General features: G+C 41.2%; 20 protein-coding genes. 10 read left to right on the top strand and 10 right to left on the bottom strand.

Features of this window, described 5'->3' with window-relative positions; genetic code table 11:
• Nucleotides 1-161: 161 nt before the first annotated feature.
• Nucleotides 162-1,301 carry a 5-(carboxyamino)imidazole ribonucleotide synthase gene (locus tag SNE25_RS13885; RefSeq protein WP_321565702.1) on the bottom strand — a complete coding sequence of 380 codons (1,140 nt, stop codon included), beginning with the start codon at nt 1,299-1,301 and terminating at the stop codon, nt 162-164.
• A gap of 63 nt (nt 1,302-1,364) precedes the next feature.
• Nucleotides 1,365-1,748: a hypothetical protein gene (locus SNE25_RS13880; protein WP_321565701.1), complete on the bottom strand. Its 384-nt coding sequence runs from the start codon at nt 1,746-1,748 to the stop codon at nt 1,365-1,367.
• A gap of 177 nt (nt 1,749-1,925) precedes the next feature.
• Here SNE25_RS13880 and SNE25_RS13875 point away from each other — a divergent pair, with 177 nt between their 5' ends.
• The 4 genes from SNE25_RS13875 to SNE25_RS13860 all read left to right on the top strand — a co-directional run bounded on the left by SNE25_RS13875 (nt 1,926) and on the right by SNE25_RS13860 (nt 5,650).
• Nucleotides 1,926-3,380, top strand: coding sequence for an NADP-dependent isocitrate dehydrogenase (locus tag SNE25_RS13875; RefSeq protein ID WP_321565700.1), 1,455 nt, complete (start codon nt 1,926-1,928; stop codon nt 3,378-3,380).
• Between the two features lie 144 nt (nt 3,381-3,524).
• Complete coding sequence (locus SNE25_RS13870; protein WP_321565699.1) at nt 3,525-4,244, top strand: hypothetical protein; 720 nt, start codon at nt 3,525-3,527, stop codon at nt 4,242-4,244.
• A 2-nt stretch (nt 4,245-4,246) separates the two neighbouring features.
• Nucleotides 4,247-4,807 carry a hypothetical protein gene (locus SNE25_RS13865; RefSeq protein ID WP_321565698.1) on the top strand — a complete coding sequence of 187 codons (561 nt, stop codon included), beginning with the start codon at nt 4,247-4,249 and terminating at the stop codon, nt 4,805-4,807.
• 252 nt (nt 4,808-5,059) lie between these two features.
• Nucleotides 5,060-5,650 (top strand): fasciclin domain-containing protein, encoded by a 591-nt coding sequence (locus SNE25_RS13860; RefSeq protein WP_321565697.1) that lies wholly within the window; start codon nt 5,060-5,062, stop codon nt 5,648-5,650.
• Between the two features lie 75 nt (nt 5,651-5,725).
• Here the strand turns inward: SNE25_RS13860 and SNE25_RS13855 are convergent, their stop codons facing one another.
• Nucleotides 5,726-6,217 carry a hypothetical protein gene (locus SNE25_RS13855; RefSeq protein WP_321565696.1) on the bottom strand — a complete coding sequence of 164 codons (492 nt, stop codon included), beginning with the start codon at nt 6,215-6,217 and terminating at the stop codon, nt 5,726-5,728.
• Nucleotides 6,218-6,316: 99 nt separating this feature from the next.
• Here SNE25_RS13855 and SNE25_RS13850 point away from each other — a divergent pair, with 99 nt between their 5' ends.
• Nucleotides 6,317-6,946, top strand: a complete 630-nt coding sequence (locus tag SNE25_RS13850) for a hypothetical protein (RefSeq protein WP_321565695.1) — start codon at nt 6,317-6,319, stop codon at nt 6,944-6,946.
• A gap of 16 nt (nt 6,947-6,962) precedes the next feature.
• Here SNE25_RS13850 and SNE25_RS13845 read toward each other — a convergent pair whose 3' ends face one another.
• The 4 genes from SNE25_RS13845 to SNE25_RS13830 all read right to left on the bottom strand — a co-directional run bounded on the left by SNE25_RS13845 (nt 6,963) and on the right by SNE25_RS13830 (nt 10,170).
• Nucleotides 6,963-7,868 (bottom strand): alpha/beta hydrolase, encoded by a 906-nt coding sequence (locus SNE25_RS13845; protein ID WP_321565694.1) that lies wholly within the window; start codon nt 7,866-7,868, stop codon nt 6,963-6,965.
• A 113-nt stretch (nt 7,869-7,981) separates the two neighbouring features.
• Complete coding sequence (locus SNE25_RS13840) at nt 7,982-8,887, bottom strand: aminoglycoside phosphotransferase family protein (protein ID WP_321565693.1); 906 nt, start codon at nt 8,885-8,887, stop codon at nt 7,982-7,984.
• A gap of 199 nt (nt 8,888-9,086) precedes the next feature.
• Entirely contained in the window at nt 9,087-9,569 is a 483-nt protein-coding gene (locus tag SNE25_RS13835) for an NADH-quinone oxidoreductase subunit B (RefSeq protein WP_321565692.1), read from the bottom strand.
• A complete protein-coding gene (locus SNE25_RS13830) occupies nt 9,562-10,170 on the bottom strand; it encodes an NADH-quinone oxidoreductase subunit A (protein ID WP_321565691.1) in 609 nt (202 codons plus the stop codon). Before SNE25_RS13830 ends, SNE25_RS13835 begins: the two co-directional genes overlap by 8 nt.
• On the opposite strand from SNE25_RS13830, the gene SNE25_RS13825 reads away from it, so the two are divergent.
• Together SNE25_RS13825 and SNE25_RS13820 are read left to right on the top strand one after the other, a co-directional pair.
• Nucleotides 10,169-11,383 carry a BaiN/RdsA family NAD(P)/FAD-dependent oxidoreductase gene (locus SNE25_RS13825; RefSeq protein WP_321565690.1) on the top strand — a complete coding sequence of 405 codons (1,215 nt, stop codon included), beginning with the start codon at nt 10,169-10,171 and terminating at the stop codon, nt 11,381-11,383. The two genes, SNE25_RS13830 and SNE25_RS13825, sit on opposite strands and share 2 nt — an antisense overlap.
• A 22-nt stretch (nt 11,384-11,405) precedes the next feature.
• Complete coding sequence (locus tag SNE25_RS13820; protein ID WP_321565689.1) at nt 11,406-12,377, top strand: glycosyl transferase family 90; 972 nt, start codon at nt 11,406-11,408, stop codon at nt 12,375-12,377.
• Between the two features lie 82 nt (nt 12,378-12,459).
• Here the strand turns inward: SNE25_RS13820 and SNE25_RS13815 are convergent, their stop codons facing one another.
• Nucleotides 12,460-13,437 (bottom strand): hypothetical protein, encoded by a 978-nt coding sequence (locus tag SNE25_RS13815; protein WP_321565688.1) that lies wholly within the window; start codon nt 13,435-13,437, stop codon nt 12,460-12,462.
• A gap of 374 nt (nt 13,438-13,811) precedes the next feature.
• Here SNE25_RS13815 and SNE25_RS13810 point away from each other — a divergent pair, with 374 nt between their 5' ends.
• Both SNE25_RS13810 and SNE25_RS13805 read left to right on the top strand, forming a co-directional pair.
• Nucleotides 13,812-14,660: a cupin-like domain-containing protein gene (locus SNE25_RS13810; protein WP_321565687.1), complete on the top strand. Its 849-nt coding sequence runs from the start codon at nt 13,812-13,814 to the stop codon at nt 14,658-14,660.
• A 398-nt stretch (nt 14,661-15,058) separates the two neighbouring features.
• Nucleotides 15,059-16,183 (top strand): NADH-quinone oxidoreductase subunit D, encoded by a 1,125-nt coding sequence (locus tag SNE25_RS13805; protein ID WP_321566223.1) that lies wholly within the window; start codon nt 15,059-15,061, stop codon nt 16,181-16,183.
• A 205-nt stretch (nt 16,184-16,388) separates the two neighbouring features.
• On the opposite strand, the gene SNE25_RS13800 is transcribed toward SNE25_RS13805, so the two are convergent.
• Nucleotides 16,389-17,507, bottom strand: coding sequence for a S1C family serine protease (locus tag SNE25_RS13800; protein WP_321565686.1), 1,119 nt, complete (start codon nt 17,505-17,507; stop codon nt 16,389-16,391).
• A 13-nt stretch (nt 17,508-17,520) separates the two neighbouring features.
• Nucleotides 17,521-18,090 (bottom strand): RNA polymerase sigma factor, encoded by a 570-nt coding sequence (locus SNE25_RS13795; RefSeq protein ID WP_321565685.1) that lies wholly within the window; start codon nt 18,088-18,090, stop codon nt 17,521-17,523.
• A gap of 343 nt (nt 18,091-18,433) precedes the next feature.
• On the opposite strand from SNE25_RS13795, the gene SNE25_RS13790 reads away from it, so the two are divergent.
• Nucleotides 18,434-18,655 (top strand): hypothetical protein, encoded by a 222-nt coding sequence (locus SNE25_RS13790; RefSeq protein ID WP_321565684.1) that lies wholly within the window; start codon nt 18,434-18,436, stop codon nt 18,653-18,655.
• Nucleotides 18,656-18,692 lie beyond the last annotated feature (37 nt).

The raw sequence follows: 18,692 nt of genomic DNA, 5'->3' as shown, positions 1-18,692 counted from the left end.
TGTCATCGTGGGGATTGCTTCGTACCTCGCATTGACATGCTGTTTTAACTTTGTTATTCGATATCAATCAAAAGGCTATCATGCTGAGCTTGTCGAAGCATTGTGGGCGGGCCTCTTCGCGCGATCCTTCGACAAGCTTAGGGTGACACGCCACTTCCCAATCAACTAATCACCTTTAGTGTTTTCTGCACAAACCGAGCCTTTTCAATGGCTTTTTCCCTGTCAACATCTACAATAGTAACATGGCCCATTTTGCGGAACGGCTTAGTAAGGGCTTTCCCATATAAATGCACATATACTCCCGGCACATTCAATACTTTTTCAATACCCTGGTAAATGGCCGGGCCTTCATAACCAGCCTCGCCTAAAACATTTACCATAATGGCGTTGTTGAGGCAGGCTGTATCGCCTAAGGGCTGATTAAATATAGCCCTTAAATGCTGTTCAAACTGCGAAACCACATTACCTTCAATGGTTTGGTGCCCGCTGTTGTGCGGACGTGGGGCAAGTTCATTAACCAGTATTTTGCCATGTTTATCTAAAAACATTTCGACCGCCAGCAAGCCAACTATTTTGAGGCTTTCGGCTATTTTTTTGGCAATCTGCTCGGCTTTTTGTTGTATTTCAAATGATAGTGTTGATGGTGATATTAAAAACTCAACCAGGTTGGCTTCCGGGTTAAACTCCATTTCCACCAATGGGAATGTGCTTACATCGCCTTTTTCATTGCGGGCCACAATTACCGCTATTTCCTTTTCAAAATCTATCCATTTTTCAATCAGGCTGGGTTCTTTAAACGCGCCGGGCAGATAACTTTCGTCGGCTACCTTGTAAACCCCTTTGCCATCATAACCGTCTTTACGCAGTTTTTGAATATAAGGGAACGGAATATAGCTTTGCTGCAATTGCTGCGGTGATGATATGATCTGGAAATCGGCAGTAGGGATATCGTTTTCCTTAAAAAATTGCTTCTGAAGTCCTTTATCCTGTATCAGCCTGATAATGCGCGATTGTGGATATACCAGCACCCCCTCCTTCTCCAGTTGCTCAAGCGCATCAACATTTACCTTCTCAATTTCAATGGTAAGTAGGTCGACATTTTTACCAAAATTGTAAACGGTTTCATAATCGCCCAGTGAGCCCACAGTAAACTCATCGCATAGTTTGCGGCAAGGCGCCTCGCGGTCGGGGTCAAGAATTTTTACTGTAACGTTATAGTTTATAGCCTGTTGTATCAGCATACGACCTAACTGACCGCCGCCCAGGATACCTAATTTCAAATCTCCGTAAAATGCTTTCATGTTGCTGATGCAAGTTTACCTGAAATCTTTGAAAAAGCCATGAAATGCTTAAACATAGACTGCTTAAGCCCTCCTTTTTACCATTAAATAGTAAAATACAGTATGAACCAATAGGAAAATAACACCGGTGAGCAGATAAACCACTTTATATGAAGGTTCTATTTTAAGGAACGAAGCCGTAATGATAAAAACTATCGGCCCGGAAAAATATAATAGCAACCTTACCGGCAAGTTATTCCAGTAAGCGGGATTAACCAGGAACAGCGACGGTAACGTCATGATGAATACCATAATATTCAGGAGAAAAACGCCCTCCATAATTGGGGATAAAGCCTGGCTGTAATCAACACCTTTTTGGGTAACCGCAAAGTAAATACAAGCCGCAGCCACCGAAATAAGAAGTGAAAACAGAAAGCCTTTAAAAAGTTGTTTTGTACGTTCCTTCATAGTATGGTGCTAAATTAAAAGATTGGCTTTTGGCCGGGTTGTTGTAGCTGCAAAGAAACGTATCGAACCTTAAAAAGCCTTAATCCTAATGTCACAAATTGATTGACACTCGGGTAAAACAAGGCGAACAAGCCCAAAACGGCTAAATTTACAACGTTTTTACTTAATAAACTATCTATGAAAACCAAAATAGCAGTTGCCAACGGAGATGGGATCGGACCGGAGATAATGCAGGCCGTGCTTAAAATTTTTGAAGCCAATGATGTACAATTAGAATATGAATTTGTGGAGATGGGAAAATCGTATTTTGATGCAGGCCATTCAACCGGGATGACGGCAAAGGCCAAGGAAACCATCGAAACTTTAGGCCTGCTGTTTAAGGGTCCCATGGAAACACCTAAAGGTAAGGGCGTTAAAAGTATAAATGTAACCGCCCGCAAAGTATGGAACACTTATGCCAACCAACGCGATTTCCGAACACTAAACGGTGTTGATACCGTTTTCTCTAAGGCGGGCATTCCTATTAACCTAACTATTATTCGTGAAAATATTGAAGATACTTACGGAGGTATTGAGCACCTGCTTACTTATGATGTAGCAGTTGGCCGCAGGATCATTACCCGCCCCGGCTCAGAGCAGGTGATCCGTTATGCGTTTGAAATGGCGCGTCGCAAGGGCCTAAAAAAACTGACCTGCGGCCACAAAGCCAATATCATGAAACTTACCGATGGCCTGTTCCTCGAGACCTTTCAGAAAGTAGCCCCGGAATATCCTGATATTGAAGCATCTGACATTATCGTCGACGACCTGTGTATGAAGTTGGTAACACGCCCGCAAACATTTGAGGCTATTGTGTTAACCAACCTGCAGGGCGATATTGTGTCTGACCTGTGCGCCGGATTAGTCGGCGGCCTGGGTTTTGCGCCATCGGCCAATATTGGCGATAATATATCCATATTTGAAGCTGTGCATGGCACGGCGCCTGACATTGCGGGCAAAGGTATTGCCAACCCAACGGCCCTGTTACTTTCGGGTATTTCAATGCTGCGCTTTCTGGGTTTTTCAAAAAACGCAGCTGATATTGAAAACGCGTTGTTATACACACTGGAACAGGGTGTGCATACCGGCGATTTCGGCGATAGATCAATTCCCGCTTCAAACACTACCGAATTTACCGAAGCCATTATTGCCAACCTGGGTAAGGTACCGGCCAGCGGCGGAGTGTTCTCCAACACCAATTTTGAAAATAAAGCCAGCCACGTGCAGCCATTGAAAAATAAGCTCACCGTTACCAGCAATATAAAGGAAGAAATGATTGGTGTCGACGTTTTTGTGGAGTCAAAAATACAGCCCAATGAACTGGCCGAAATTGCCAAAACCGTACTTACCGATAATTTTGAGCTGGTCATGATATCAAACCGCGGCACACAGATTTGGCCCACCGGTTCTATTTATACCGAACTGGTGAACGAATACCGCGTTCGTTTTGAAAAAAAGGCAGGCAGGGAAATTACCCAAAAAGAGCTACTGCACATAGCGGCCGATTTTTCTGAACGGGTAAAAGTTTGTTCGGTAGAATTCCTGATGAACTTTGACGGAAAGATAGGCTATACCCTGGCGCAGGGGCAATAAATAACCCCCTAAATTTCAGCTGTAACGAAAAGCCTGTGATTAAGTCGAGGGCCTTTTTTGTGCGATTATACATCAGTCATTCCTTTGATAAATACCTCATTTTTATTAATTTAGATTACATTATCAACTTCTAAACCTATAATTATGAAATCGCCCCGGGTTCTCAAAAAAACAGGTTTAATTGCAGTATTTCTTTTAAACTTATTTTTCACATGCGCTGCTCAGCAGCACGCCGATTCTGTAGCCGCCGCCGGTAAACCATTAAATAATAGCGACTCAACGGTGCTTACATTTTTACATATAAAACATCTATCTGTACCAATTACAAATGTGCCGGGCTGGCGCAATCCAAAGGCTTTTAAATTAAAATATAAAACGGATAATATTGACTGGACATCACCTGCATTAATACCTTTGGATAATGACTCACTGGGCTTTCTGGTAAAAGTGCGGATCCCCCTGAATATTTACAAATTACACCCTATGTTCACCTGTAACGCAGCTGCTATGTGGGGCGGACCTGAAAGTGATCGTGAAAATTGGTCTTCAGCTACTATTGTAAGCTACGATGGGGTAACTGCCCGGGGAATACAATTACAGCTGGTATCAAACCCGGTTAAAGCCGAAGTTTATTTGATACCCCGCCGTGTGTGGCTTAACAGGATACAAAACTCTAACTGGCAAAAGAATAATGTATTAATTGAGGCTTTTCTTGTAGATAGCGATAAAACAAACACCAGCGTTGGCATAGATGAAACTGTGTACACCGTTATTTTTAAATTGGGCGATAAATACCTAATCCGTACGCATTATACAAAACCCCTTGAACTGGAACCTATACAAAAGGTGAGTGTTGATTTTTAAAAATGAATAGGTTAAAAACATCTTTACAGGCTGCTGCCGGAGTATTCGCCATTATTCCGGGTTTAGCGGTTTTGGCAACCAATATTGGGGTACCGCCAAACTGCTCCAAAGTGATGTTCTTTGCTACCATTGAATCGTTCGGGATTTTTACACTGATGCTATTACATTTTAATCAGAACATGTTTAAGTCATTCAGTATAAAAGCTATCAATAGCTTAACCATTGGTTCTATCCTGGTATTCGCTTTTACCATGTTTCTCTATCTGTACCTTTTTAGCGAATATGTGGTCGAAGTTGCCGGCTCAAGCCCGTTATTTTTCCCGCTATGGCCACGGGGAGAACTAAAACAAGGCCTGGCAGACATTGGAAGTAAAGCCAACCTGATTAAAGAATGGGGAAGGGATGATGTATTTCACGTGATCAAATCGTCTTCCTCATCAATGCTAACTCGTACTACTTTGTTTTTCCTGTTCCTATACCAACTTATATTTGTCAGTCTAACCTTTGCATTTGGTCTGCTTGCTTTACGAGTTGGGGAAATGAAGGATAATTCTCTAAATTAAAGGTCTCATCAAATCGGTTTTAACTGTAAACTTAGTGTAGTAAACCCTCCTTTATATTGCTCTGCCACTCCATACCTAACTGGTTTGCAGTTATTTACAAACCAATTTTAATTAATTAAAAACTATTTTATGTAATTATAGGTTATAACACTGCATCAATCGACAACTATAAATAATTTAAAAGGAAAATTCATGAGATAAACTGCTACTCATTACATTTTATTACTAACTAAAACAAAAAGAAAGATGAACATGAAAAAGTCAGTTTTAATTGCAATCGTATCATTAGCGACGGGGATTTTATCGAACAAAGCGATTGCCCAAACTCAACAGCAAGACACAACCAAAAAAGATACAACTAATGCCGCACCCGCAACTCCTGCCGCACCTTCTGCTGCTTCGGGCGATGTAGTGGGCGTACTTTCATCATCAACAGATTATGCACCATTTGCATTAGCTATAAAAAATGCCGACCTGGAAACTACCTTAAAAGCTGCTGGTCCATTTACCATATTTGCCCCTAATGATGTGGCTTTTAGCAAAGTGCCCAAACCAACTATGGACGAGTTGATGAAAGATCATGCCAAACTGGCTAAGGTATTAAAGTATCATGTGGTAGCAGGTAAATATACCAAGGCCGATATTATAAAAGCCCTTGGTGCCGGTAAGGGAAAAGCGGTGTTAAAAACTATTGACGGCGAATCATTAACCCTATCTGTTAACGATAAGAGCAATTTGCAGATTACCGACGCCAAAGGCAACGCTGCCCTGGTTATAGCGTTTGACCTCATGGCCACCAATGGCGTTGTACACGGCCTTAACGGGGTGTTGATGCCCCAATAGTTAATCGTATGTTTGTTTAATTTTAAATCCAAAAGGACCCTGGTATGAAAATTACCGGGCTCTTTTTTTATATCCTTACCTATCCGGAATATCAAATTTACCGGCTTTGTAATGCCTGTCGGCATTAAGGGCAACAGGTAGCCCTATACAGATAATCAAAACAAGCATACCCGTTAAAATACCTTGTATCTTAATGGTATGGAAGCCTATTTTACTAACGGGCACAACCATCAGGTTCATGATAATCCAGGTGGCAAGTCCGTAAATAACAGCTATCAGATACGGGTTTTTAAATAGTTTTTTAAAAAAAGGATACAACAGATAAAAGGCATTTGTAAATAAAATGGCAATAAGGTAATGAAACACCACCCCGGCTACAATCATTTCGGTTCCGCCTTTAAAGGCAGCCTGCCCGAATACCCCGCTTGCTATAAACTTAAAAATAATAGCCGGACTAATTTTATAGTTTAACAACATGGCGGCAAGGCCATCAAGCGTGCCACAGAGCAAACCAATCCAAAGGATAGCGAGCAGGGCGTTGCTTTTACGAGGTGCTTTTTTTTGCATCAGATGTAATTTTCAGGATCTAAAGTTAGTTTTTTTATAAAAACGGCCACTTTTTTAATATGTAAATATTTTGTGCATATAAATAAACTATAAGTTAAGATGCCTATTTTTATGCTGATGAATAACGATACCTGCCTTATTGAAATTCCTGCCTTGCTTAGTAAAAAAACAAGCAAAATACTTACGTTTAAAACCGAAAGCCTCGTTATTGAAAAACCATTAAGCTTTATGCCTCCAGATTTTATCGCGGCCGAAAATATTACCGGTTTCCGCTATGGTGTTAACTGGATTAACGGGTACGCGTTTACCATAGGCCGGCAGTATTTTATTGAAATTCAAAACGAGCAGCAAAAAATTATCAGTATAAAGCTCACGAGTTATTACAATATCCGTAAAAAGCTATACAGTAAACTCTGGACAGATATTATTCAGCAGCTTTGGCGAAATTATTTCGTTAACGTTTACAATTACTATTACGAGTTGTATAATATCCGGCAAACGTTTGACTTGTGTGGTATCCGGTTTCATGTTAATGGTATTGGCTGGGAACCGCAAAACATTTTACAGTGGAACGCCATAGGCATCAGCAGTTACCAGAGCTATTTCATGATATACAACAGCAATAACAAAAGCCAAAACAAAAGCCGCAGTTTTGCCAACGACTGGAACGCTGTAGTATTACAAGCCTTGCTGAAAAAGATAGTAGAAGAAAGAAAAGTATTACACTGATATACCCTTCCCCTATTTACTTCATAAACTCATCCAGATATTGAGCTATTTTCTCCCTGATATTTTCAGCATCAAACATAACGCCATAGTGCGGCGCGTTGGGCACTATGATCAGGTCGTTTTTTACACCGGCCAGTTTAAGGTGCAGACTTAACGATATTGACTGTGTGGGGTTCACAGATTCGTCTTTTTCGCCCTGAACTATTAAAAACGGCGGATCATTTTTATCAATGTAAGTAACCGGGCTGGCTATTTTAGCCAGATCGGGCCGGTCAAATACCCATGCTCCCAGCAACAAGTTTATAGGACTTTTGGGATCATTTACTTCGCTGCCTTTAAGGGAAAGAAAATCTGAAGGGCCATAAAAATCAAGTACCAGCCGTATTTTAAAACCTGGCTTTTTGCCGTCATAGTAAAACTCCTTAATGTTATTATTATTGGATAATGCCAGTAACGATGCCAAATGCCCGCCTGCGGAAAAACCGATGAGCGCTATTTTATCACGATCGAGCTTGTATTTGATGGCATGCTGATATAAAAACTCCACAGCCTGGTTGCAATCCTGTATCTGCGCCGGGAAAGACGCGGTAGTACTATGCCGGTAGTCGATAGATGCTACGGCATAGCCCTTATCCATAAACTTTTTCAGGGTTTGGGTCATATAACCCATATCGGCGTACTTGTCGTTCAGCATCCAGGCGCCACCATGCACCCATATAATGAGTGGATAGCTGCTTTTAACAACCGGCGGCAGGTAAATATCCAGCAGGTGCTTTTTTAATGTATCGCTTGCATAAGGTATATTGCTGATAAACGTGGTTCCTTTTGGGAAAATATCTTGTTTGGGATTAGCAGTTTGTGCATGACAAGCGCCAAGGCATAACCAGATAAATGCGATAAAATTAAGGCAGAAGGTTTTCATGAAAGATATTTTATAAAGTAAATTTATAAAATATGACTGATAAACAACGGGTTCTGTCGGGATACAATTTACACACTAAAACCGGAAGCCATTGTTAGTGTAAGCTGGATAAATCAAGCAGATTGCTGATAATCTGCAATCACTTCTTCCAGTACCCGTCTGGAATTTTCTACTTCTAAAGGATTTGTACCTGAAAGGCCTGCCATTACGATCAGGGCTTTCCATATCGTCCAGCCACGGCCCCGGGCCCAGGTGGCTTTATCAAGATTTAATTTACTGCGAAAAACCGCCCGGCTTTCTCCCTTAAACAGCGTCCAGGCAATAGCCAAATCACAGGCCGGATCGCCTACTGCCGAGCTTCCAAAATCAATAACAGCGCTTAATTTACCATTATTCACCAACAAATTACCCCAGCTAATATCTCCATGCATCCAAACTGGTCTTCCGGTCCAGGTAGCATTTAACGCCTCTTCCCAAATTGCAATAGCTGCAGCAGTATCAATTTTACCTTGTAAGTGAGCAATCGCCTGCCTCGTTTCGGCGTCGTAAACACTTACCGAACCGCCGCGAAAAAAATTGTGCGTACCCGGCGCTAAACCATCCTCCACATCAATTTGATATAGCTCGTTTAAAAACCCGGCAAGGTCAGCCGCAAATTCTGATAAATCAGCTATGCGTTCAATGGCAGCGGTCTCCCCGTTTATCCAGCTATAAACTGACCAATGCCATGGATAGCCGAATCCTGGTTTCCCGACAGCCAGCGGTGTGGGAATTGGGAGCGTTAAATGCGACGCGAGCTTAGGTAGCCAGTATTGTTCTTTTTCAACTTGTGCTGCGTAACCTGCAGCGCTTGGTAAACGCGCCGTCATGTGTTTGCCAAGCCGAAAGGTTCGGTTATCCCATCCCCCCGGTTCTACAGGGCTTATTTCCAGATCGGTCCACTGCGGAAACTGCGAATTGATCAGTCGCCTTACCAAAAATTGATCAATGATATTATTAAAATCTGAAGCGTTGCTCATGCAATGGAATAATACGATAAAATGTTATAAATGAATGTGGGCTATCTGTCCCATAAATGGGACTGCAATAAACGAAATCATTTAAAATATCTTTATTGATCATTGCCGTTAGCTTTAGCCAAAATAGACATTTGAAATGTATCTTGATTTTTTTGGACACATAGGGTGACAACACCAACATTGGCAGGAAGAAATGTCCTTACCCTCTCACCAGATGTTCCTGCTCAATTTTCTTTTGCAGTTCAAGTATGGAGCCTATAAGGGCTTCGGGGCGGGGCGGGCAGCCTTGTACGTACACATCAACAGGAATTACACGGTCAACCCCTTTTACTACGTGGTAGCCATGCTGCCAGTACGGGCCGCCGCAGTTGGAGCATGAACCCATAGATATTACATATTTTGGCTCGGGCATTTGTTCGTATAGACGTTTGATGCGTTCGGCCATTTTAAAGGTAACGGTGCCCGCAATAATAATAACATCGGCCTGGCGCGCAGAGGGGCGCGGGAAAACACCAAACCGGTCAAGGTCATAGGTAGATGCCATGGAACCCATCATTTCGATAGCGCAGCAGGCTATGCCAAAACTCAAAGGCCATAATGATGATAAACGTGCCCAGTTGAGCAGGTCGTCCAATTTGGTAACTACTACACCACCGCTTTCGCTTGTTATATCACTACTCATTTGCAGGCTTTTTAAAAGTTGGTTTAAACATAGGCTTTCTAACCGTCTGAGCAGGTTCAGGCGCTTCGGCTACTGCTATAGCTTCTGGCTCCTGATTAGTTAAACTAAATGCTTTAACAGCGTATGTACTTTGTTCCAGGTTCAGTTTCTCATAAATTGATGCGGGGATGCTTACATCAATGGTGGGTGTTACAGGCTTGGCCTTTATCCATTCCAGGTCGCCCTTGGCCCAAACATAAACCAGGCCCAATATCAGGATGCCTAAAAAAACAAACATTTCGGCCAATGAAAACCAGCCCCAGCGCGCATCCTGTGCTATAATTTCATGACTGCCAAATACCGTTGCCCACGGAAAAATGAACACCATTTCTACATCAAACAGTAAAAATATAAGCGCTATTACATAAAACCGCGAATTAAACGGCAGCCAGGCATTGCCGGTTGGCTCTTCACCGCATTCGTACGAGGTCAGTTTCTCCGGATTGGGGTTATTTGGGGCAAACAGGCGGTTAACAAAAAATATAACGCATACCATTATTATTCCTGTAATCAGAAAGATAAGTATCTTTCCAAATTCTGATATTTGCGAAACATCGGTCATGACTACAAATTTAACAAAACAAACCCATTTTGATGCAATAATAATTGGCGGCGGGGCCTGCGGGCTCATGTGCGCTGTGCAGGCAGGCTTTCTGGGTAAACGCACCCTCGTGCTCGAAAAAAATGATCGTGTAGGCGCCAAGATTCTGATAAGCGGCGGCGGCAGGTGCAACTACACCAATTTGTATGCTACCGATCAGCAATTTATTTCGCAAAATCCGCACTTCTCTAAATCGGCCTTTTCACAATGGACGGTTGACGATACCATCAGTTTTTTTGAAACCTATGGCATTGTGGGGAAGGAAAAAACCCTCGGTCAGCTTTTTCCTGTTAGCGATAAAGCAAAGGACGTGGTAGAAGTTTTCACTAACCTATGTGCCGATCTCGACCAGGAAATCTGGTGCGATGCAGAGGTTAAGATGATAGAAAAAACCGAAGATGGATTTACCGTCAGGGCCGAAGTTAACGGGCGGCAGGAGTATATAAGCGCTCCCCGTGTGGTGGTAGCCGCCGGCGGTTTACCTATCCCTAAAATGGGAGCTACCGATTTTGGATTGAGAACAGCCCGCAAATTCGACCTCAAAATTACCGATACCGCTCCTGCCCTGGTGCCGCTTACCATTACCGGGAAAGATCAGCCCTGGTATGAGCAATTAAGCGGCAACAGCATTTTTTGCCGGGTTTGGAACGATCACACCAGCTTTGAAGAAAACATACTGTTTACCCATTGGGGATTAAGCGGCCCGGCCATATTACAGATCTCTTCCTATTGGAAACCCGGTGAATACATCAATATCGACCTTTTACCCAACCAAAACATAGCTGAACTTATACAGCACGAAAAGGAAGTTAATGGCAAAAAAATGCTGCTGGCATACCTGGCCAACCTCTATACCCGCAAATTTGCCGAAGCGCTGAGCGATAAGCTGCCGGTAGAAAAGAACTTGGCATCGCTTACTAAAACCGATATAGAAAACATCAGCAGCCTGATCCACGAGTTTAAGGTAAAACCCGCCGGTGATAAGGGATATGATAAGGCCGAAGTAATGCGCGGCGGGGTATCAACTGATGAACTATCATCTAAAACCCTGGAAAGCAAAAAGGTCCACGGCTTATTTTTTGGTGGTGAGTGTGTAGATGTTACCGGTTGGCTGGGCGGTTATAATTTTCAATGGGCCTGGGCAAGTGGATTTGTTATTGCGCAGAATTTATGATCATTCTATAAACAATGTAATTATGGCTTTTAAAAAAATAAGTTCGGAAATTAAAAGAAGCAAAATCCCTTATTATGCAAAAAACATTTTAAGGCAAATTATTCCGTCCGTATTTTATCAAAGTTTGCTCAATAAAAAACTATCAGCTATAAACAATTACAACAAGACTGATGTAATAAACCGGGTAAATTATTATAACAGGCTCGAAAAATTCACTTCAGTTGGCCCTAATGCCATTGAACTGCAAAACATGCAAATATTTAAAAGTCCTAAAGCCTACAATTTTGATACTTTTGAATTTACCCGTTATTTTAAAAAACACCTCAAAGCAAACTTTCTTTTTGGCGATGTAACTTACAATCCGGATGTTCCATCGATACAAAAAAGCCGCCCCATTACCGGCGACAATGCCAATGCTGTATTATTAAAGCTGGATAAAAAGCGGCATTTTGTTTTTATAAATGACGATAAAAAGTTTGCCGACAAAAAAAACATGCTCATAGGCCGGGGAACAATGAGCCAGCCGCACCGGATTACCTTTATGGAAAAATACTTTAATAGCCAGCTGTGCGATTTAGGTCAGGTTAATAAAACCGGAGGAAATACAGCATGGTTTAAACCCAAAATTTCGATAACCGAACATTTAGGCTATAAATTCATATTAAGTTTAGAAGGCAATGATGTGGCTACTAACTTAAAATGGATCATGTCATCCAATTCCATAGCGGTAATGCCCAAACCCAAATATGAAACATGGTTTATGGAAGGGTTGCTGATTCCTGATTATCATTATATACTAATTAAAGACGATTACTCAGACCTGGAAGAAAAACTATGTTATTACATTGACCATGATGCGGAGGCGTTGGACATAGTTAACAATGCGAATCAGTTTGTAAAACAATTCCTCAATAAAAAACAGGAGGGGCTGATATCCTTAATGGTGCTTCAAAAATACTTTTACTGCACGGGGCAAATAGATCATATTTCCTGATCATCATTTCTGGGGTAGTACTTTTAAACAAAAAAGGCTTTTTTTTACTAAAAAGCCTTTTTTTTTGATCACTTAAAGCTGATTACCATACAGCGTTTACAGTGTAGGTACTTTTGCCATCCGAGTTATATGGTGGTAAAACGCGGGCATAATAGGTTCCTCTAACTGAAGCAGTAATGGTTGACTGCGAAGCCTGGAATGTACATAAAACACGGTCAAGGTTATTGCCATCGGTTTGAGATGCATTGATATTTGCTCCTGTAACATGGGTTGTAGTGCCGTTACCCGTATTAATAAAAGATACATCAAAGCTTAGCCCTGTAATTTTTTTCTCTGTTGGTTCGCCTGCTGGTAGCCAATTATTAGGTTTATTACCTCCTAAATATTCTTGCTTTATTCTGGTATGTACATAGCAAATATAGGCAAAGGGATTTCCCTCAACATAATTTTGAATTTCAAACACTAACTTACGTTTGCTATTGTTATCACCGTTTCTTAAAAATTGATATTGATACCGGGCATCTATTTGTCCATTAGCCAAGCCTACACTTTGGGTTGAAAGCGATCCCTCTACGGCAGATTTATAAATAACCTGATTACCAGCCTTAAATTTTAAAGTACTTAGGCTTGGATTACTTTTAATTTTTGCCAGTAATGCTTCATCCTTATTAGCTATGAGGTGTTTGTAGCCATTATTAAAATATACAATAGTATCACCTATCATATACTCGCCTTTATTATTAATTATTGAGGTATAAAAATCCGGAAACCCAAAACTCTCAAAGCTTGAAGCTGCTGTAGAGTCGCTTCTAAGCGAATTAAAATTAAGACTTTTTTCCCATTTAACAAGGCTTTCGGGATCCTTGTTCATTAATTCATTTATTGTTTGATTAAGAGCCTGACTGTCTTTAAACACCAGTCTGCCATTGGCATTGGTAACCTGTGCTTTGCTTAAATCAGCAGTGTCTTTGTTTGCGATATTGTTGTCTTTTTTGCAGGAAAACAACGAAACGCTCAGGAGTCCGGCGAAAGCCAAACTAAAAATTAGTGTTTTTTTCATGGTATTTTTAAGGTTAATGATTTCACAATAATACATTAAAAAATATTTAAATAACCAAAAAAAAAGAATAAATAATTAAATAATACAATAATTTAATAAACCACAAATCAATTAATATTACACAAACACTAACAAACCAATTAGTTAACATATGATATACTTACAACCTGGTTACTTATTTTTTGACACCATTCTGCTAACTTACTTACAACACATCAATTCTTCTCCAATCTACACTTTGTTTTACAACCTTCGTTTAGTTTTTTGCGTAAAACGGTAAAAGAAAACCAGCACCAATTTAAACCTTTATTATTTTGTTATCACCAGGTTAACAACCATATAATGTTAACCTTATTAAGCCCCTATTATTAAACATGGATATCATCCGCAGAGACAACATCACTTACGAAGAGTTTATGGAGGAGCATTATAAACCCGGCATTCCGCTGGTTTTTACCAATGCTGCCAAAGTTTGGAAAGCTAATGGCTTGTTTAGCCCCGATTGGTTCAGGGAAAACTACCCCGACAGGAAAACCGACGTACGCGGCCAAATATTGACTATTAAACAGGCAATGGATATGGTTGAGGCCAGTACCGAAGAGAAACCGGCTGTATACCCTATAATATTCGATATCCCGGCCACTATACCCGAGTTGATGCCGCTGTTAGACCCATTGGATCTGAACTATGCGTCGCCAAACTGGCTGAAAAATAAAATGTTTAGTTTGGGCAAATGGGGTGGCGCCACCGAAATGTTTGTTGGCGGCCCGGGCGGTAGGTTTCCATACATGCATATTGATTATTACCACCTTAATGCCTGGATTACCCAGCTTTATGGCAAAAAACGCTTTACCGTGTTCCCACGCGGACAAGAACATTTACTTTATCCTCGTCCTGATGATCCATGGCGCTCGGAGGTAAACGTATTTGAACCCGATTACAATAAACACCCTTTGTTTAAAGAAGCCACTCCTATCAACTTTGTAGTAGGCCCCGGCGAAACCCTGTTTATTCCCTTTGGCACCTGGCATACGGCCTATTCGCTAACGCCTACCATATCTGTAGCTTTTGATACGCTGAACAGTAAAAACCATAAAGAGTTTATGAAGGATGTATGGACGTTTAAAAAGCGCGACAGCAAACTAAAAGCCGTCGCCATGTACGCATATGCAGCGGTAGCGACCCAAACATCCAAAATCAGCGAGGCTTTAAAAGGTAAATAGCAGGTATACTCACCCCGACATGGCTGCGCTCGCCTCCCCTCTCTTCGCCTTTGGCGAAAAGAGGGAGGAAAAATCAACATGTCATTGCGAGGAAGAACGACGAAGCAATCGCAAATTGTACAAGTTACGCTGTAACGTATGCGATTGCCACGTTGCGCTCGCAATGACATGTTTTTTGCGAGCAAAGCTGGATATAGTATATTGCTGGGTGAGCCCTCTATCTCCTGTAAGCACTACAATTTTTATAGATTTCACATCAATTTGGCCCGATAAAACCAAAAAAATGTTGATTTTTGAAGTTTACAAAATAGCAAACAACATTGGTAGTCACTAACACTAAATACGAAGAAGCGCTCCTTAATTACAACAAAAAGATAGCTGATGCCAGTGTAGAGGATATGGTGCTCAATATGGGCCCTCAGCATCCTTCAACACATGGTGTTTTGCGTTTGGAGCTTATAACCGATGGCGAAATAGTAAAAGAAGTTATTCCGCATATTGGCTACCTGCACCGTTGTTTTGAAAAACACGCCGAATCGTTAACCTACCAGCAAACCATTCCGTTTACTGACAGGCTTGACTACCTTGCCTCTATGAACAACAGCCACGCTTTTGTAATGGGTGTTGAACGTATGATGGGCATTGACAAAGATATCCCCAAACGGGTTGAATACATCCGCGTGTTGGTTTGTGAACTTAACCGGATCGCATCGCACTTGATAGCCATTGGCACCTACGGTATTGATATAGGCGCGTTTACCCCTTTTTTATGGTGTTTTAGAGACAGGGAACATATTATGGGCATGCTGGAGTGGGCTTCGGGTTCACGCATGCTGTATAATTATATTTGGGTTGGCGGTTTGTTTTATGATCTGCCCGTGGGTTTTGAAGAACGTTGCCGTGATTTTGTGGAATACTTTAAACCAAAAATGGTGGAGCTTAACCAACTGCTAACCGATAATCAGGTATTTATATCGCGCACGGCAAACGTAGGCGTGCTACCGCTTGATGTGGCCATAAACTATGGCTGCTCAGGCCCAATGCTGCGTGCTTCGGGTTTAAAGTGGGATTTGAGACGTATAGACAATTATTCGGCTTATCCCGAGCTTGATTTTGAGATACCTGTTGGTAAAGGCCTCATGGGCACCGTAGGCGACTGCTGGGACCGGTACAAGGTACGGGTTGATGAAATAGAACAGTCATTACGTATAGTTGAGCAATGCCTTGACCGCCTGCAAAACGAGCTAAAACGCACACCCGATTTTGATCCGCGTGCTAAAATGCCCCGCAAAACCATACCTAAGGCACAAGATTATTATGTACGCTGTGAAGGCGCTAAAGGCGAGCTGGGTTTTTATTTTATGGCCGATGGGAAATCAGAGATACCTACCCGTGTAAAATCACGCGGACCAAGTTTTAACAATTTATCTGTATTACCAGAAATATCAAAAGGCGTACTCATTGCCGACCTGATAGCTATTGTTGGCTCTATCGATTTTGTTTTGGGAGAGGTAGATAGGTAGAAAGCCAATCCCTATTTTCTCCTGAGAATCAAAAGCCAGGGTGTCATGTTGAGTTCCGTCGAAGCATGGTGGGCAAAGGCTTCTTCGCACGAGTCTTCGACAAGCTCAGACTGACAGGCCATCAAACCCGAATTTCCCTAAAACAAAAAAGAGACACCTTCCGGTATCTCCTTTTTCAATTATTAATTTTTATTGGTTGGGCAAATTATTGGTTATAAACTTTAACCATGAAAACATAGTTTTTAAGTTTTTTTAGCTGCTGGGTACGGCTTAAGCCGGCCAGTGTATTTTTGTTATTTAAGGTTAACGATTTACTTAACGAATCGGACGGGATGTTTTGTATCGCTTTTAATAAATAAGCCGATTTCACCGCAAACGCGGTACCAGCAACCTGGGTTTGTAAACCACGGATAACACCAATCAGGTTACCTTTATCATCAAGCAACGGGCCGCCGCTGTTACCATAATCAACCGGGATAGATACCTGGTAATTCAGCGTATCGCCATGATAACCGGTAGCTGCTGTTAATGAACCTGGGCCGAAAACTTCCTGCCCGCTCGGATAACCAAACGTGTACACATTTTCGCCCAGATCGCTGCCTGATTTTTTAAAGTTATATGGCACAGCGCCTAAGTTTTTAAACGACGGATCGTTGATCTGCAATATGGCAATATCATACTGAGGTTCTGTATAGATCACCTTGGCATGGAACGATTCACCGCTGGCATTTTGCACATAAACTGAATCGGCACCGGTAACTACATGGTAATTGGTTGCTATATAGCCGTTTGATGATAAAGCGAAGCCTGTACCTCTGAAATTACCCGGATTGACAACCTTAGGTTTAACCGGTTTAACAGGTTTACTGTTCTTAAGGCTTGTGTTTATGGTATGTTTAAGCTGATCGTTTGAACTCTGAAGCTGATCTACCTTTTGGCTTAATTGTACAAAGCGTGAATCGTGATTATTAAGCTTACCCGTAAAAAACAGCGTACTCAAAATAGCAAATATGGCAATTGACGCAGCAACCGATATTTTTGAGTGATGATGGCGCCACATACGCACAATCCATACTGGATGGATGGTCACCTCTTCTTTCAGTGCATGCACATCAATTTCATCATGAATGGCATTCAGGCGTTTCTCCAGTTCCAAACGCTCGCCATATTGCTTCAGCAAACCAATAAACTGCTTGTGCTCGGTTACCCGGCTGTCAACCGCAGCATCGTTTTTGCGGAGCAATTCAAACTCAATACGCTCATCATGACTCATGTCATCATTGAGGTACCGTTCAATTAATTCCGTAAGTTGGTTATCGCTCATCTCTTTTCACTCCTTATTTTTGCTGAAAAAACAATTTTTTCAGCCTTTGCAGGCACTTATATTTTTGTGTTTTGGCATTATCGGCATTCGTATAGCCAAAACGTTCGCAGATATCCTGCATTGATCTGTTATGTATATAAAAATCTTCCATAATGGTTTTGCAGGGTTCTCCTAATAACTGGAGCGCGTTTTCCATTTTATTAAACTGTATATCCCGGTCATTATGGTTATCAATCTCATCGTCAACAGGCAGGTATTCTTCAAAATCCCTTATATCACCTCCATATCTGTGCATATGGCTAAGCCTTTTGAGCCAAAGCCTCCGGCAAACCGAATAAATGTAAGTTTTAAGCTTACTGCTTAATTCAAACTGCCCCGATTTGATCTTATTGTAAAGAACTATTATTGCCTCCTGATAAATATCCTTGGCATCATCCTCATCTCCGTTGTTGTTGATAATTAACTGTAATATCATCGGAAAATAAGTAACGTACAATTTTTTAAGTACGGTTTCCGAATTATTAAGTATACCAAGAACTATCTCGCTATCTGTTGGTGCCGAAGCTTTTAACTCTTTATTCACTCTTAATACTATTTATGCGAAATTGTAACCCATTAATAAAAAAATAATTTATCTAAAATAAATTACCGGTGCCAGCCTTGCATTATCTGTTGCTATAACAATTATACAGTATAATTATTAATTAGTTCTTTTAATACAACCAGGCCGGGCAAGGTAACCTCTTATTTTTAATAAGGCGGCAAATCTGCAATAAAAATTCAGCTTCAAAAAACATTCCTTATCGCCATAAAAACTACAAAATCTATGGAAATTTATTTTTTTTTATTTTCATGGGTTACCTTTTAATGTAAACTGTATTAAGACATGAAAACGATCACAAACATTTAAATTAAAAACTCACAAAATGAAAAATTCTTTCAAACTTGGTTTAGTTGCTTTAGCTATCGCTACTTCATTTGCAGCTTGTAAAGGTTCTGGTTCTGGTTCAGCTGCTGATTCAACTAAAGCTGATTCAACTGTTGCTGTTGATTCTGCTAAAGCTGATTCAGCTACTGCTGTTGATTCTACCGCTAAAGCTGGTGCTGCTGCTGTTGATTCTACTAAAGCTGATTCAACCAAAAAATAATTGCTTCGCATAATAAAAACGTGGTAGGGATGTAAAT

The organism is Mucilaginibacter sabulilitoris (genome assembly GCF_034262375.1).
Lineage (GTDB): Bacteria > Bacteroidota > Bacteroidia > Sphingobacteriales > Sphingobacteriaceae > Mucilaginibacter > Mucilaginibacter sabulilitoris.
The sequence above is the reverse complement of the archived record's forward strand: the minus strand, read 5'-3'. Positions and strand labels throughout refer to the sequence as shown.

Coding starts and splice junctions, on each gene's coding strand:
- SNE25_RS13815 (WP_321565688.1), bottom strand. CDS start 13,437: ATGAAAAAAACACTAATTTTTAGTTTGGCTTTCGCCGGACTCCTGAGC.
- SNE25_RS13845 (WP_321565694.1), bottom strand. CDS start 7,868: ATGAAAACCTTCTGCCTTAATTTTATCGCATTTATCTGGTTATGCCTT.
- SNE25_RS13805 (WP_321566223.1), top strand. CDS start 15,059: ATGGTGCTCAATATGGGCCCTCAGCATCCTTCAACACATGGTGTTTTG.
- SNE25_RS13820 (WP_321565689.1), top strand. CDS start 11,406: ATGGCTTTTAAAAAAATAAGTTCGGAAATTAAAAGAAGCAAAATCCCT.
- SNE25_RS13835 (WP_321565692.1), bottom strand. CDS start 9,569: ATGAGTAGTGATATAACAAGCGAAAGCGGTGGTGTAGTAGTTACCAAA.
- SNE25_RS13825 (WP_321565690.1), top strand. CDS start 10,169: ATGACTACAAATTTAACAAAACAAACCCATTTTGATGCAATAATAATT.
- SNE25_RS13810 (WP_321565687.1), top strand. CDS start 13,812: ATGGATATCATCCGCAGAGACAACATCACTTACGAAGAGTTTATGGAG.
- SNE25_RS13860 (WP_321565697.1), top strand. CDS start 5,060: ATGAAAAAGTCAGTTTTAATTGCAATCGTATCATTAGCGACGGGGATT.
- SNE25_RS13800 (WP_321565686.1), bottom strand. CDS start 17,507: ATGAGCGATAACCAACTTACGGAATTAATTGAACGGTACCTCAATGAT.
- SNE25_RS13855 (WP_321565696.1), bottom strand. CDS start 6,217: ATGCAAAAAAAAGCACCTCGTAAAAGCAACGCCCTGCTCGCTATCCTT.
- SNE25_RS13850 (WP_321565695.1), top strand. CDS start 6,317: ATGCCTATTTTTATGCTGATGAATAACGATACCTGCCTTATTGAAATT.
- SNE25_RS13880 (WP_321565701.1), bottom strand. CDS start 1,748: ATGAAGGAACGTACAAAACAACTTTTTAAAGGCTTTCTGTTTTCACTT.
- SNE25_RS13865 (WP_321565698.1), top strand. CDS start 4,247: ATGAATAGGTTAAAAACATCTTTACAGGCTGCTGCCGGAGTATTCGCC.
- SNE25_RS13875 (WP_321565700.1), top strand. CDS start 1,926: ATGAAAACCAAAATAGCAGTTGCCAACGGAGATGGGATCGGACCGGAG.
- SNE25_RS13830 (WP_321565691.1), bottom strand. CDS start 10,170: ATGACCGATGTTTCGCAAATATCAGAATTTGGAAAGATACTTATCTTT.
- SNE25_RS13885 (WP_321565702.1), bottom strand. CDS start 1,301: ATGAAAGCATTTTACGGAGATTTGAAATTAGGTATCCTGGGCGGCGGT.
- SNE25_RS13840 (WP_321565693.1), bottom strand. CDS start 8,887: ATGAGCAACGCTTCAGATTTTAATAATATCATTGATCAATTTTTGGTA.
- SNE25_RS13870 (WP_321565699.1), top strand. CDS start 3,525: ATGAAATCGCCCCGGGTTCTCAAAAAAACAGGTTTAATTGCAGTATTT.
- SNE25_RS13790 (WP_321565684.1), top strand. CDS start 18,434: ATGAAAAATTCTTTCAAACTTGGTTTAGTTGCTTTAGCTATCGCTACT.